Source organism: Nocardia sp. Tas62D01, from assembly GCF_055232035.1.
This window is the reverse complement of sequence record NZ_JBUYUZ010000001.1, coordinates 8,382,622-8,395,849: the sequence shown is the minus strand read 5'-3', so window position 1 is coordinate 8,395,849 and position 13,228 is coordinate 8,382,622. Positions and strand designations below refer to the sequence as shown.

Below are 13,228 nucleotides of genomic sequence, written 5' to 3'. Positions count from 1 at the left end.
GTGCCCCCGTGACGACCTCGATCGGGCTCGGGCGAAAGGATACGCGTTCACCCGGTACGGCGGTCAGGCCGTCGCGTCGAAATGGGCGATCACCTTGCTGGGCCGCAGGCGGACGACCAGTTCGCCGGGCACACCGTTGCGCCTGCCGAACTCCTCCGCACAGTCCGCGCCCATGTAGCGGCCAGCGATCTCGGTGGCGGTGCGCAGCAGTTCGTCCGGGTCCTCCGACAGCGTCACGGTGCCCTGCACCTGGACCGACGGGTACGGCGGCTCCTCCAGGTCGACGCACACCGCAATGCGGCTGTCCCGGGCGAACGCCTTGCCCTTGACCGACGACTTGCCGGTATTGAAGACCAGTTCGTCACCATCGAGGATGAACCAGACCGGCGTCACCATCGGCCTGCCGTCAGCCGCCACGAACGCCACCTTGGCCGTCCGGGTGCCGTGGGTGAGGAATTCGCGCACATCGGGATCCGAAAGTGAGGCCATCCCCCAACCCTAAGTCGCCATACACAGTGGATCCGCGTACCAACAGCGCATGTCGCGGTCATCGCATGGCACCGCGCTGAAACATCGGCGACCGAACGGCGCCGAGCCGCCTACCTGAGCACGGCGCCCTCTTCCGATCGCCTACCCGGGCGCAGCGTCGCGACACCACGACCTTGCCGATGGTTCTCACGCAGATCAGCGCTGTGCCCGGTGTCCCGCGCCGCGTGGCAGGGTGTGGTCGCAGTCGAGGTGATGAGTCGCACGTCGCGGTGATCGTGTCTTCGCCGAATTCCAGGTGAGCGCCGCGGTGATCACCAGTGCGCGCCGAGGGGCCCGATCATCGCGAGTAGCGTCGCGATCGAAGCGGGCGCGGTCGGGCCGAACACCAGCGTGCGAGCCAGATCGCAGCCGGATGAGCTTGCCAGCGCACGGATTTCGAGTTCGTGACGGTGCGCGCGACGACCGGAGATGTCGCGGCGCGGGTAGCCGATCGCCTTTCTGCTTCATGGTGACCTCTCGTTCGGTGGTGCGCCCGACGCCGGAGGCATTTCGCGACCGGCCCGCAGCTCACTGCGGCCGGAGTGCCGTGAGAGCACGACATCGCCCCGGTGTCGGGCGCACCGCAAGCCTCGGGCACCGACGGGTGCGCGGCGACGCTGTCAAGCGCGCGGCGGTAGGTGCGTCCGGGGCCGGGCCGTGAGGTGTCGGCGCACTGGCCGGAAGTGGGGTTTCGGAGGGAGGTTCGGCAAACCCTCGTCGCACGCGGGCGGGGGTGAGCCGTTAGGGGTCGGTGACGGGTCTCTCCCCCGGAGCCACTACCCCCGGCAACATCTGGCGAATCCGCCTTTGGCCCGACGTTCCGTATGAACGACATCGAAACCGAAGGCATTGCCAAACATCATGATTGGCTGATTTAGGAGCGCGAGTACGGCCGCCGGGAGACGCATCGCGGCAGACGGTTCGCGTTCACGGAGCTCGATCCGGACGCACGGCGCTGGTGATGATCGACATGGTGCCGTTTCATGTCGTCGACAGTCCCTATTGCCTCGGCATCGTACCCAACAAACCGCTTGGCCGAGGGGCTTCGGGCCGCTGGTGGCACCGTCGCGTGGGTCCTGCCGACAAGTGGCAATCCCACGCCGAGCAACGTCGAGTTCTTCGACGCGGAACGTGCTGCGATGTAAAACAATTAGGTGGTCCGGGCCTGCTGCATACCCGCCTGTGGCACGAGTTCACTCGACATGATCGAAGCGGGGCGTGGGGCCACCAGGGTTCTCGACGCCGCGCCGGGCTGGTAACCCTGTGTGACGCATGGAAGGTCCGGGGCGTGCTGGGTGTGGGGAATGATCGGGCGGTGAGGTCCGGGGGGCGTGCACATCCCGGACCCCACCCGATTGGCGATCCAGCGACCACGAGGGGTCGTCGGGTTGCGAAGCTCTCACGTTGATTGTGGACCCGGATAGTGCGTGAGCAGCGAGGTTCGCTGTTACAAGCCGGTGAATATGCGTGTCGCCTCGTTAACGCGGATGGCGGTGTGCCTACCTGGGTCGATGTGCTCGTGTGCAAGCCTTGCCCCTGGCTGGAGGCGACTCGCTGATTTCGAACGTGTCCGCGCGATGGGTCGCGGCTTACCGCGCCTCGAGCGACGGATCAGGAACGCCGTCAGCGACGCGCAGAGCAATCTGGGCCAACCTGCCACGACGGGTGCCCTCTCCGACGTACCATCCCTGCGTGGCTGATGCGATTCGTTCCACCCCTCTGCGGGTCCTCGTGTACAGCAACGACGCTGACACCCGGCACCAGGTGATGCTGGCGCTGGGTAGGCACCCGCACCCGGAGCTACCCGGACTGGAGTACCTCGAGGTCGCCACCGTACAGGTGGTGATCGACCAGATGGACGCGGGCGGCATCGACCTGGTGATCCTGGACGGCGAGGCGGCGCCCGCGGGCGGGCTCGGCATCGCCAAGCAGCTCAAGGACGAGATCGACCGGTGCCCACCGGTTCTCGTGCTCACCGGCCGTCCGGACGACGCCTGGTTGGCCACGTGGTCGCGGGCCGAGGCCGCCGTCTCGCACCCGATCGACCCGATCCGGCTCACCGAAGCCGTCGTCGCGCTGCTACGCAACCGCTCCGCGGCCTGACTCACACTCGCACTGGACATGCCTTCGTACTCGCGCGCTTATTGTCACGTGACAACGCCTCGATTACCCCCGTTTCAGTCATAAATGGCAGTCGCGTTTTCGATCAAAAACCGCATCGAAACAGGGCTCAGCCAGGCGCATCAGTTGTAGTGTGTGCCATAGCTCACATGAGCGCGGGCACGGTATGAGACCCGCCACGTCAGGTCTCCTCCAGCTCACCCAACCCGCCGGCTCCGGCTTGCAAGGAGGGGAAGTGCAGTTGTGAATATCGAAATGCCGACGCTCGTGCTCGGCGCGATCGGCGCCGCGTTTGCGGTGTTTTCCATAGTGATGGCCGCCCTTGTCGGCCCGAAGCGCTACAACCGGGCCAAACTCGAGGCCTACGAGTGCGGGATCGAGCCGACCCCGCATGCCGTCGCGGGCGGGCCGGGAAACATTACCGGACAACGTTTTCCGGTGAAGTACTACCTGACCGCGATGCTATTCATCATCTTCGACATCGAGATCGTGTTCCTCTACCCGTGGGCTGTCCACTTCGATGCGCTCGGTCTCTTCGGTCTCGCCGCGATGGGGCTGTTCATTTTCAACGTCTCCGTCGCGTACGCCTACGAATGGCGCCGCGGCGGTCTCAGCTGGGACTGATCGCGTACAAGGTCGTCGGCCGCGGCCGCTAGCGACTGCTTGCAGGCCGCTCGAAACACTCTGTCATTTGCACAGTGGAAGTGAGATGTAGTCCAACATGGGTCTCGAGGAAAAACTGCCCAGCGGCTTTTTGCTGAGCACGGTCGAAGATTTCGCCGGATATCTGCGCAAGGGTTCGCTCTGGCCCGCCACCTTCGGTCTCGCCTGCTGCGCGATCGAGATGATGGCCACTGGCGCCGGACGTTTCGATATCGCCCGCTTCGGCATGGAGGCCTTCCGTGCCTCGCCGCGGCAGGCCGATCTGATGATCGTCGCGGGCCGGGTCAGCCAGAAGATGGCGCCGGTGCTGCGCCAGGTCTATGACCAGATGACCGAGCCGAAATGGGTGCTGGCGATGGGCGTGTGCGCATCGTCGGGCGGCATGTTCAACAACTACGCCATCGTTCAGGGCGTCGATCACGTCGTACCGGTCGACATCTACCTGCCCGGCTGCCCGCCCCGCCCGGAGATGCTGCTCAACGCGATTCTGGCATTGCACGCAAAGATTCAGGAGATGCCACTGGGCGTCAACCGGGACGAGGCCGTGCGGGCCGCCGAACGGGCCGCGCTGGCATCCACGCCGACCATCCGAATGGAGGGTCTGCTGCGATGACCTTCGATTCCCCCGCCAACACCGATAGCCACCCGCCCGAAGACCTTTCGGAGGCTGTCACCGCGGGTCCCGAGGGCACGCCGCCCGAGGAAGAGTCCGCGCCCGCGGGCGCCGAGGTGATCGGCGTGCGCCGCGGGATGTTCGGCGCCAGCGGCAGCGGCGACACCTCCGGCTACGGCAAGCTGGTCCGGCCGGTGACCCTGCCGGGCAGCACGCCCGCACCGTACGGCGGTTACTTCGACGAGGTGGTCGCCGCCCTGCATACCGCACTCACCGCGGTCGGGCTCGGCTTCGAAACCGCCATCGAAAAGATCGTCGTCTTCCGCGGCGAGCTCACCCTGCACGTGCGCCGCGACCGCCTGCCCGTGGTCGCCCTCGCGTTACGCAACGACGCCGCGCTGCGCTGCGAGCTCTGCCTCGGCGTCAGCGGCGTGCACTACCCGGACGACGAGGGCCGCGAGCTGCACGCGGTGTATCCGCTCATGTCGATCACACATAATCGCAGGCTGCGCATCGAGGTCTCCGCACCGGACACCGACCCGCACATCCCGTCGCTCTACAGCGTGTATCCGACCACGGACTGGCACGAGCGTGAAACCTACGACTTCTTCGGCATCATCTTCGACGGCCACCCTTCGCTGACCCGCATCACGATGCCCGACGACTGGCGAGGCCACCCCCAGCGCAAGGACTACCCGCTCGGCGGGATCCCGGTCGAGTACAAGGGCGCGCGCATCCCGCCGCCCGACGAGCGGAGGACGTACAGATGATGAACAACACCGACACCAGGCCCGACGTCTGCGATGACGCCGGGCCGAAGCCGACGATGGTCACCGTCGCAGGTCAGGATTGGGATCAGGTCACCGAAACCCTCGACGGCGCTGGCGAAGAGCGCATCGTCGTCAACATGGGCCCGCAGCACCCGTCCACGCACGGCGTGCTGCGACTCATCCTCGAAATCGAGGGCGAGACGGTCACCGAGGCCCGCTGCGGAATCGGCTACCTGCACACCGGAATCGAGAAGAATCTCGAATTCCGGAACTGGACGCAGGGCGTCACCTTCGTGACCCGGATGGACTATCTGTCGCCGTTCTTCAACGAGACGGCGTACTGCCTCGGCGTCGAGAAACTGCTCGACATCACCGACGATATCCCCGAGCGCGCCACCATCATTCGCGTCATGCTCATGGAACTCAACCGCATCTCCTCGCACCTGGTGGCGCTGGCTACCGGTGGCATGGAGCTCGGCGCACTGACCCCGATGCTGTTCGGTTTCCGGGAGCGCGAACTGATCCTCGACGTCTTCGAGACGATCACCGGCCTGCGGATGAATCACGCCTATATCCGGCCCGGCGGCGTCATCCAGGATCTGCCCGACAACGGCGTCACCAAGGTCCGCGAGCTGCTGGATCTGCTGCCGAAGCGGTTGCGCGACATGGAACATCTGCTCACCAGCAACCCGATCTGGAAGGCCCGCACCCAGGACATCGGCTACCTGGATCTCACTGGCTGCATGGCGCTCGGCATCACCGGTCCGGTGCTGCGCTCCACCGGCCTGCCGCACGACCTGCGCAAGTCACAGCCCTACTGCGGTTACGAGACCTACGAATTCGACATCCCCACCACCACTGGCTGCGACTGCTACGGCCGCTACGTGATCCGGGTCGAGGAGATGAAGGAGTCGCTGAAGATCGTCGAACAATGCCTGGACCGGCTGCGGCCGGGACCGGTGATGGTGGACGACAAGAAGATCGCCTGGCCCGCCGACCTGTCCATCGGCCCGGACGGACTCGGCAACTCCCCCAAGCACATCGGCAAGATCATGGGCACATCCATGGAGGGACTCATCCACCACTTCAAACTGGTCACCGAGGGCATCCGGGTACCTGCGGGCCAGGTGTACACGGCCGTCGAGTCGCCGCGCGGCGAGCTGGGCGTGCACATGGTCAGCGACGGCGGCACCCGCCCGTTCCGGGTGCACTATCGCGACCCCTCCTTCACGAATCTGCAAGCCGTGGCGGCGATGTGCGAGGGCGGCATGCTCGCCGATGTCATCGCCTCGGTCGCCAGCATCGACCCCGTCATGGGCGGAGTGGACAGATGACCGAGATCATGTTGAAGCTCTCCACCCGGCCCGAGCCGTTTCCGGCGTACGTCCGCGAGCGCCTGGAGGTCGACGCCAAGGAGATCATCGGCCGCTACCCGCACCGCCGCTCGGCCTTGTTGCCGCTGCTGCACCTGGTGCAGGCCGAAGAGGGCTGCGTGACCGGCACCGGCATAGAATTCTGCGCCGACCAGCTTGGATTGACCGGCGCCGAGGTCACCGCAGTGGCGACCTTCTACTCGATGTACCGGCGCACCCCGACCGGCGACTATCACGTCGGCGTCTGCACCAACACGCTGTGCGCGGTGATGGGTGGCGACGCTATCCTCGACACCCTCGAACGCCACCTCGGCGTCAAGCACGGCGAAACGACACCGGACGGATCGATCACGCTGGAGCACGTCGAGTGCAATGCGGCCTGCGATTTCGCGCCGGTCGTCATGGTCAACTGGGAGTTCTTCGACAATCAGACCCCCGAATCCGCTCAGGCACTGGTGGATTCGCTGCGTGCGGGCCAGCAGGTGACCCCCAGCCGCGGCGCGCCGCTGTGTACCTTCAAGGAGACCGCGCGCATCCTGGCCGGATTCCCGGACGAGCGGCCCGGCGTCCTGGACGGCGCGGCGGGCGAGGCCACCCTGGCCGGGCTGCGTGTCGCGCAGGAGCAGGACATGAATCCGCCCGCGCCGCAAGAGAATCTGGAGGGCGCCTGATATGACGTTGACTCCTGTGCTCAGCAGGTACTGGGACGACCCGCAGTCGTGGACCATGGACACCTATCGCCGTCACGACGGCTACCAGGCGCTGCGTAAAGCGCTTCGGATGGAGCCCGATCAGGTGATCCAGACCGTCAAGGACGCGGGTCTGCGCGGCCGTGGCGGTGCGGGCTTCCCCACCGGAATGAAGTGGAGCTTCATCCCGCAGGGTCCCGGACCGGACGGCACCAGCAAACCGCATTACCTGGTGGTCAACGCCGATGAGTCGGAACCCGGTACCTGCAAAGACATTCCGCTTATGCTAGCCACACCGCACACGCTGATCGAGGGTATGATCATCGCCGCCTACGCCATCCGCGCGGCGCATGCCTTCATCTACGTGCGCGGCGAGGTGGTGCCGGTGCTGCGTCGCCTGCAGGCCGCCGTGGCACAGGCATACGAGGCCGGTTACCTCGGCTGCGATATCCTCGGCTCCGGCTACGACCTCGAACTCATCGTGCACGCCGGTGCGGGCGCCTACATCTGCGGCGAGGAAACCGCCCTGCTGGATTCCCTGGAAGGCCGCCGCGGCCAGCCCCGGCTGCGGCCGCCGTTTCCCGCCGTCGCCGGTCTGTACGCCTGCCCGACCGTGGTGAACAACGTCGAATCCATTGCCAGCGTGCCGCCGATCATCCTCAACGGCACCGCCTGGTTCCGGTCGATGGGCACCGAGAAGTCCCCCGGTTTCACGCTGTACTCGCTGTCGGGCCATGTCGCCCGACCCGGCCAGTACGAGGCGCCGCTCGGCATCACCCTGAGCGAACTCCTCGACTACGCCGGTGGGGTACGCGCCGGACATCGGGTGAAGTTCTGGACGCCGGGCGGCTCGTCGACGCCACTGTTCACCGAAGATCACCTCGATGTCCCCCTCGACTATGAGGGCGTCTCCGCGGCCGGATCCATGTTGGGCACCAAGGCATTACAGATCTTCGACGACACCACCTGCGTGGTGCGGGCAGTGCTGCGCTGGACCGAGTTCTACGCCCACGAATCCTGCGGCAAATGCACGCCATGCCGCGAGGGCACCTACTGGCTGGTCCAGCTGCTCCAGCGCATCGAAGCGGGCCGGGGCACCGAGTCCGATCTGGACAAGCTCCTGGACATCAGCGACACCATCAACGGCAAGTCGTTCTGCGCCCTTGGTGACGGCGCGGCCAGTCCGATCATCTCCTCGCTGAAGTACTTCCGCGAGGAGTTCATCGACCATCTGCGCCTGGACGGCTGTCCGTTCGATCCCGCGCGCTCCACCGCCTGGGCGGAAGCAGGAGAAGGAGTTCGATGACTGCCACCGTGAACACCAACACCAATGGGCTCGTCCCCGCCGACCTGGTGACCGTGACCATCGACGGCACCACCGTCAGCGTGCCCGCCGGCACCCTGGTGATCCGCGCCGCTGAACTCATCGGCATCCAGATCCCGCGCTTCTGCGACCACCCGCTGCTCGACCCGGTCGGCGCCTGCCGCCAGTGCATCGTCGAGGTGGAGGGCCAGCGCAAGCCGGTCGCCTCTTGCACGATTGCCGTCACCGACGGCATGGTCGTGCGCACCCAGCTCACCTCCGCGGTGGCGGACAAGGCGCAAGAGGGTGTGATGGAGTTGCTGCTCATCAATCACCCCCTCGACTGCCCCGTCTGCGACAAGGGCGGCGAGTGCCCGCTGCAGAACCAGGCGATGTCCAGCGGTCGGCCGGAAACCAGGTTCGAGGGCGTGAAACGCACCTATCCCAAGCCGATTCCGCTGTCCACGGCGGTGCTGCTGGACCGGGAACGCTGCGTGCTGTGTGCCCGCTGCACCCGTTTCTCCGAGCAGGTGGCGGGCGACCCGTTCATCGAACTCATGGATCGCGGTGCGCTGCAACAGGTCGGCATCGCGCAGGCCGAGCCGCTGGATTCGTACTTCTCCGGCAACACCGTGCAGATCTGCCCGGTCGGCGCGCTCACCGGCACCAGCTACCGATTCCGGGCCCGCCCGTTCGACCTGGTGTCCAGCCCAAGCGTGTGCGAGCACTGCGCGTCGGGCTGCGCGCAGCGCACCGACCACCGTCGCGGCAAGGTGCTGCGCCGCCTGGCCGGTGACGACCCCCAGGTCAACGAGGAATGGAACTGCGACAAGGGTCGCTGGGCCTTCGCCTACGCCACCGAACGCGATCGGCTGACCACGCCACTGGTCCGCGGCTGGGACGGCAACCTCGCCCCGGCCTCCTGGTCCGAGGCACTCGCCGCGGCGGCGGAAGGCTTGGCCTCCGCCTTCGGCAGCGCGGGTGTGCTGGTCGGCGGCCGCGTCACCGAGGAAGACGCCTACGCCTACGCCAAGTTCGCGCGAATTGCCCTCGGCACCAACGACATCGACTTCCGCACCCGGGTGCATTCGGTCGAGGAAGCCGACTTCCTCGCCGCACGCGTCGCCGGACAGGGTGTCACCGTCGACTACGACAGCATGGAGAAGGCATCGATCGTCCTGCTCGCCGGTCTCGAGCCGGAAGAGGAATCGCCAATCGTCTACCTGCGGCTACGCAAGGCGGCCCGCAAGCGTGGACTGCCCGTCTACTCGTTGGCCGCTTACTCCTCGCGCGGCCTCGACCGCATGTCCGGCACCCTGCTGCAGGCGATGCCGGGCGCCGAACCGCACCTGCTGGACACCCTGCGCACCAGCGAATTCGCCACGGCCGGAAACGATTCCGAGAAGATGACCGAGGCGTCGCGGCTGCTGCGCCAGCCGGGTGCGGTGATCATGGTCGGTGAGCGGCTCGCCGGGATTCCGGGTGCACTCTCGGCCGCCGTTCGGCTCGCCGACGAGACCGGCGCCGCCCTGGCCTGGGTGCCGCGCCGCGCCGGTGAACGCGGTGCGGTCGAGGCGGGCGCACTGCCCGGCCTGCTCCCAGGCGGTCGGCCCGTGGTGGATCCCCTTGCCCGCCAACAGGTTCGGTCGCTGTGGAACGTGCCGGACCTGCCTGTGACGGTCGGACGCGATACCGCCGCGATCCTCGAGTCGGCCACCACCCTCGGCGCACTCGTCATCGGTGGTGTCGACCTGGCCGACCTGCCGGATCCGAAGGCCGCGCTCGCCGCCGTCGACGCCGCCCGTTTCGTCGTCAGTCTGGAACTGCGCCGCAGCGATGTCACCGAACGCGCCGATGTGGTGTTCCCGGTGGCCTCGGCCATGGAGAAGTCCGGCACCTTCCGCACCTGGGAGGGCCGACCCCGGCCGTTCGACGCCGCGCTGCGCGACTCCGCCGTGCGCTGCGAGGCCGCACCGCTGTCGGATCAGCGAGTCCTGCAGGCGATCGCGGACGAGATGAAGGTGCGCCTCGGGCTGCCCGACACCGACGCCGCCCGCGCCGAACTCGCCGAACTCGGCGTCTGGGATGGCCCGCCCGTCGCATCTCCCGCGCATCGGGCGCACCCGGTCACCCAGCCCGAACCCGGCACCGCCGTACTCGCGGGCTGGCGCATGCTGCTCGACCAGGGCCGGATGCAGGACGGCGAACCGAACCTGGCAGGCATCGCGCGCCCACCGGTGGTGCGGCTGTCCCCCGCGACCGCCGCGGAAATCGGCGCCGCCAACGATGATCCGATCACCATCGGCACCGACCGCGGCACCATCACGCTGCCGCTGCTGATCACCGACCTGCCCGACCGGGTGGTCTGGCTGCCGTTGAATTCGCCGGGAAGTTCGGTCTTCGAACAGCTCGCCACCCAACCGGGCGGCGTGGTGCATCTGCGGCGTGCGGACGAGAGGATGAAGGAACACCGTCATGAGTGATCTGTCCCTCTTCGGTCACGACCCGCTGTGGCTTGTGATCGGAAAGTCCCTCGCCATTTTCGGATTCCTGCTGCTCACCGCCCTGATGTCGGTGTATCTGGAACGAAAGATCGTGGCGCGCATGCAGATGCGCATCGGCCCGAACCGGGTCGGACCCAAGGGCACCTTGCAGGCGGTCGCCGACGGCGTCAAGATGGCGCTGAAGGAAGACATCATCCCCACCATCGTGGACAAGCCGATCTTCATTCTGGCGCCGATCATTTCGGTGATCCCGGCGGTGATGGCGTTCGCCGTTATCCCATTCGGACCGGAGGTGTCGATCTTCGGGCACCGCACCGCGCTGCAACTGACCGATATGCCGGTGGCCGTGCTCTACATCCTCGCCATCACCTCGGTGGGCGTGTACGGGATCGTGCTGGCTGGATGGTCGTCGGGTTCCACCTACCCGCTGCTCGGCGGATTGCGTTCGACCGCACAGGTCATCTCGTATGAGATCGCGATGGCGCTGTGCTTCGCGACGGTGTTCCTGCTCGGCGGCACCATGGCCACCTCCGGCATCGTCAAGGCGCAGGAGGGCACCTGGTATGTCTTCCTGCTGTTGCCGTCGTTCCTCATCTACTGCGTGTCGATGGTCGGCGAGACCAACCGGGCGCCGTTCGACCTGCCCGAGGCCGAGGGCGAACTCGTCGGTGGCTTCCATACCGAGTACTCCTCGCTCAAGTTCGCCATGTTCATGCTCGCCGAATACATCAACATGGCAACGGTTTCCGCGCTGGCCACCACGCTGTTCCTCGGCGGCTGGCACGCACCTTGGCCGCTGAACATGTGGGACGGCGCGAACTCCGGCTGGTGGCCGGTGCTGTGGTTCACGCTCAAGGTCTGGACGTTCCTGTTTTGCTTCATCTGGCTGCGCGGCACGCTCCCGCGGCTGCGCTACGACCAGTTCATGAACCTGGGCTGGAAGCTGCTGATTCCGACCTCGCTGGCCTGGGTGATGCTGGTCGGCGCCGTCCGCGTCCTGCAGTCCGAGGGCTACCACGTCCAGACCCCGGCGCTGGTGATCGCCGGACTGATCATCTCCGGGCTGATAGTCGGGATGTTCCTGCGCGCCGGACGCGCGGAGGGAATGCCGCCGCCCGTCGAAGAACCGAGCGTCGAAGAACCGAGCGTCGCAACCTCGAGTGACAACGCGGTATTCCTCGGCTTCCCGACACCGCCCATGCCGGATCGGTCCACGATGCCCGCCCCAGCCAAGGCCGGCCTGCTGGAACCGCTCGCCGGGTTCGTTGTCACTGCCGCGACGATGTTCAAGAAGCCCAACACCGAGTATTACCCGGAGCACAAGGTGCCGACCGCACCGCGCTACCACGGTCGCCACCAGCTCAACCGGCACTCGGACGGACTCGAAAAGTGCATCGGCTGCGAGCTGTGCGCCTGGGCCTGCCCCGCCGACGCCATCTATGTCGAAGGCGCGGACAACACCGAGACGGAACGCTTTTCGCCCGGCGAGCGCTACGGCCGGGTCTACCAGATCAACTACCTGCGCTGCATCGGCTGCGGGTTGTGCATCGAGGCGTGCCCGACCAGGGCGTTGACGATGACCAACGAATACGAAATGACCGACGACAACCGCGCCGACCTGATTTACGAAAAGGATCGGCTGCTCGCCCCGATACAGCCCGGCATGAGCGCGCCACCGCACGACATGTACCCGGGCGCCGATGAGGGCGACTACTACCGGGGCGATGTGCCCGGCGGTGCGCCCGACCCCGATGCCCCGAGGGAGCCCGCGACGGTGGGCGTGGAAGGAGGGGTGCGATGACCGACCTGATCCTCGCCGCCGAACCATTGACCCGAACCTCCACCCTGGAGTCGGTGCAGTTCTGGATCCTGGCTCCGCTGGCCGTGATCGGTGCGCTCGGCATGGTCTTCGCACCCAAGGCCGTGCATTCGGCGCTGTGCCTGGCCACCACCATGATCACGCTCGCGGTCTTCTACATGGCCCAGGACGCGCTGTTCCTCGGCGTGGTGCAGATCGTCGTCTACACCGGCGCGGTGATGATGCTGTTCCTGTTCGTGCTCATGCTGGTGGGTGTCGATTCGGCCGAGTCGCTGCGGGAAACAATTCGCGGACAACGGCTCGCGGCCGCCGCGGTCGGTCTCGGCTTCGGTCTGCTGTTGATCAGCGGGATCGCCAACGGCATCCGCAATTCCGGAATCACCTACCCGGCAACAGGATTCGCGGGACGGAACGTGATCGGTTCGCTCGCCGAGCTGATCTTCGTCCGCTACGTCTGGGCCTTCGAGCTCACCGGCGCGCTGCTGATCACCGCCACCATCGGGGCGATGGTGCTCGCGCACCGCGAGCAGTTCGGGCAGCGGCTGGGTCAGCGGGAGATGTCCCAGCGCCGGTTCCGGGACGGCAAGGGCCGCGCCACCCCGCTGCCCACGCCCGGCGTCTACGCCAGGCACAACGCGGTCGATATCCCGGCCAGGCTGCCGGACGGTTCCTTCGAAGAGTTGTCGGTCAGCACCATCCTGCGCCACCGCCGCAACCGGGCGCTCACCGAAGCGGCGATCCTGTCGGTCGGCGCATCGGGCAAGCGCAATGGGACCGAAACCCACACGTCCGTCGACGATTCGACACCCATCGACCACTCGACGCAGAGTTGACGAGGAAGGCAT

The 13,228-nt window shown here is 66.7% G+C and carries 11 protein-coding genes; 10 read left to right on the top strand and 1 reads right to left on the bottom strand.

Going from position 1 to position 13,228, the window contains the following annotated elements; translation table 11 throughout:
* Window positions 1-63: 63 nt before the first annotated feature.
* Window positions 64-489, bottom strand: a complete 426-nt coding sequence (locus ACV7NQ_RS40540; protein WP_463364337.1) for a PPOX class F420-dependent oxidoreductase — start codon at window positions 487-489, stop codon at window positions 64-66.
* Window positions 490-2,220: 1,731 nt separating this feature from the next.
* On the opposite strand from ACV7NQ_RS40540, the gene ACV7NQ_RS40535 reads away from it, so the two are divergent.
* The 10 genes from ACV7NQ_RS40535 to ACV7NQ_RS40490 all read left to right on the top strand — a co-directional run bounded on the left by ACV7NQ_RS40535 (window position 2,221) and on the right by ACV7NQ_RS40490 (window position 13,216).
* Window positions 2,221-2,631, top strand: coding sequence for an Rv3143 family two-component system response regulator (locus ACV7NQ_RS40535; RefSeq protein WP_463364336.1), 411 nt, complete (start codon window positions 2,221-2,223; stop codon window positions 2,629-2,631).
* A 273-nt stretch (window positions 2,632-2,904) separates the two neighbouring features.
* Window positions 2,905-3,273, top strand: a complete 369-nt coding sequence (locus ACV7NQ_RS40530; protein ID WP_463366006.1) for an NADH-quinone oxidoreductase subunit A — start codon at window positions 2,905-2,907, stop codon at window positions 3,271-3,273.
* 97 nt (window positions 3,274-3,370) lie between these two features.
* Window positions 3,371-3,925: a NuoB/complex I 20 kDa subunit family protein gene (locus tag ACV7NQ_RS40525; RefSeq protein ID WP_463364335.1), complete on the top strand. Its 555-nt coding sequence runs from the start codon at window positions 3,371-3,373 to the stop codon at window positions 3,923-3,925.
* Window positions 3,922-4,695, top strand: coding sequence for an NADH-quinone oxidoreductase subunit C (locus ACV7NQ_RS40520; protein WP_463364334.1), 774 nt, complete (start codon window positions 3,922-3,924; stop codon window positions 4,693-4,695). Before ACV7NQ_RS40525 ends, ACV7NQ_RS40520 begins: the two co-directional genes overlap by 4 nt.
* Window positions 4,695-6,029, top strand: coding sequence for an NADH dehydrogenase (quinone) subunit D (gene nuoD, locus ACV7NQ_RS40515; protein ID WP_463366005.1), 1,335 nt, complete (start codon window positions 4,695-4,697; stop codon window positions 6,027-6,029). The genes ACV7NQ_RS40520 and nuoD overlap by 1 nt, the downstream gene beginning before the upstream one ends.
* Window positions 6,026-6,739, top strand: coding sequence for an NADH-quinone oxidoreductase subunit NuoE (gene nuoE, locus ACV7NQ_RS40510; RefSeq protein WP_463364333.1), 714 nt, complete (start codon window positions 6,026-6,028; stop codon window positions 6,737-6,739). The genes nuoD and nuoE overlap by 4 nt, the downstream gene beginning before the upstream one ends.
* A 1-nt stretch (window position 6,740) precedes the next feature.
* Window positions 6,741-8,063, top strand: a complete 1,323-nt coding sequence (gene nuoF, locus ACV7NQ_RS40505) for an NADH-quinone oxidoreductase subunit NuoF (RefSeq protein WP_463364332.1) — start codon at window positions 6,741-6,743, stop codon at window positions 8,061-8,063.
* Entirely contained in the window at window positions 8,060-10,543 is a 2,484-nt protein-coding gene (locus tag ACV7NQ_RS40500; RefSeq protein WP_463364331.1) for an NADH-quinone oxidoreductase subunit G, read from the top strand. Before nuoF ends, ACV7NQ_RS40500 begins: the two co-directional genes overlap by 4 nt.
* Entirely contained in the window at window positions 10,536-12,365 is a 1,830-nt protein-coding gene (gene nuoH, locus ACV7NQ_RS40495) for an NADH-quinone oxidoreductase subunit NuoH (protein WP_463364330.1), read from the top strand. The genes ACV7NQ_RS40500 and nuoH overlap by 8 nt, the downstream gene beginning before the upstream one ends.
* Window positions 12,362-13,216 (top strand): NADH-quinone oxidoreductase subunit J, encoded by an 855-nt coding sequence (locus ACV7NQ_RS40490; protein ID WP_463364329.1) that lies wholly within the window; start codon window positions 12,362-12,364, stop codon window positions 13,214-13,216. The genes nuoH and ACV7NQ_RS40490 overlap by 4 nt, the downstream gene beginning before the upstream one ends.
* Window positions 13,217-13,228 lie beyond the last annotated feature (12 nt).

What these genes read in the sequence shown, in the direction of transcription:
- ACV7NQ_RS40540 (WP_463364337.1), bottom strand. Translation starts at nt 489, where the DNA reads ATGGCCTCACTTTCGGATCCCGATGTGCGCGAATTCCTCACCCACGGC.
- ACV7NQ_RS40530 (WP_463366006.1), top strand. Translation starts at nt 2,905, where the DNA reads ATGCCGACGCTCGTGCTCGGCGCGATCGGCGCCGCGTTTGCGGTGTTT.
- ACV7NQ_RS40525 (WP_463364335.1), top strand. Translation starts at nt 3,371, where the DNA reads ATGGGTCTCGAGGAAAAACTGCCCAGCGGCTTTTTGCTGAGCACGGTC.
- ACV7NQ_RS40520 (WP_463364334.1), top strand. Translation starts at nt 3,922, where the DNA reads ATGACCTTCGATTCCCCCGCCAACACCGATAGCCACCCGCCCGAAGAC.
- nuoD (WP_463366005.1), top strand. Translation starts at nt 4,695, where the DNA reads ATGAACAACACCGACACCAGGCCCGACGTCTGCGATGACGCCGGGCCG.
- nuoE (WP_463364333.1), top strand. Translation starts at nt 6,026, where the DNA reads ATGACCGAGATCATGTTGAAGCTCTCCACCCGGCCCGAGCCGTTTCCG.
- nuoF (WP_463364332.1), top strand. Translation starts at nt 6,741, where the DNA reads ATGACGTTGACTCCTGTGCTCAGCAGGTACTGGGACGACCCGCAGTCG.
- ACV7NQ_RS40500 (WP_463364331.1), top strand. Translation starts at nt 8,060, where the DNA reads ATGACTGCCACCGTGAACACCAACACCAATGGGCTCGTCCCCGCCGAC.
- nuoH (WP_463364330.1), top strand. Translation starts at nt 10,536, where the DNA reads ATGAGTGATCTGTCCCTCTTCGGTCACGACCCGCTGTGGCTTGTGATC.
- ACV7NQ_RS40490 (WP_463364329.1), top strand. Translation starts at nt 12,362, where the DNA reads ATGACCGACCTGATCCTCGCCGCCGAACCATTGACCCGAACCTCCACC.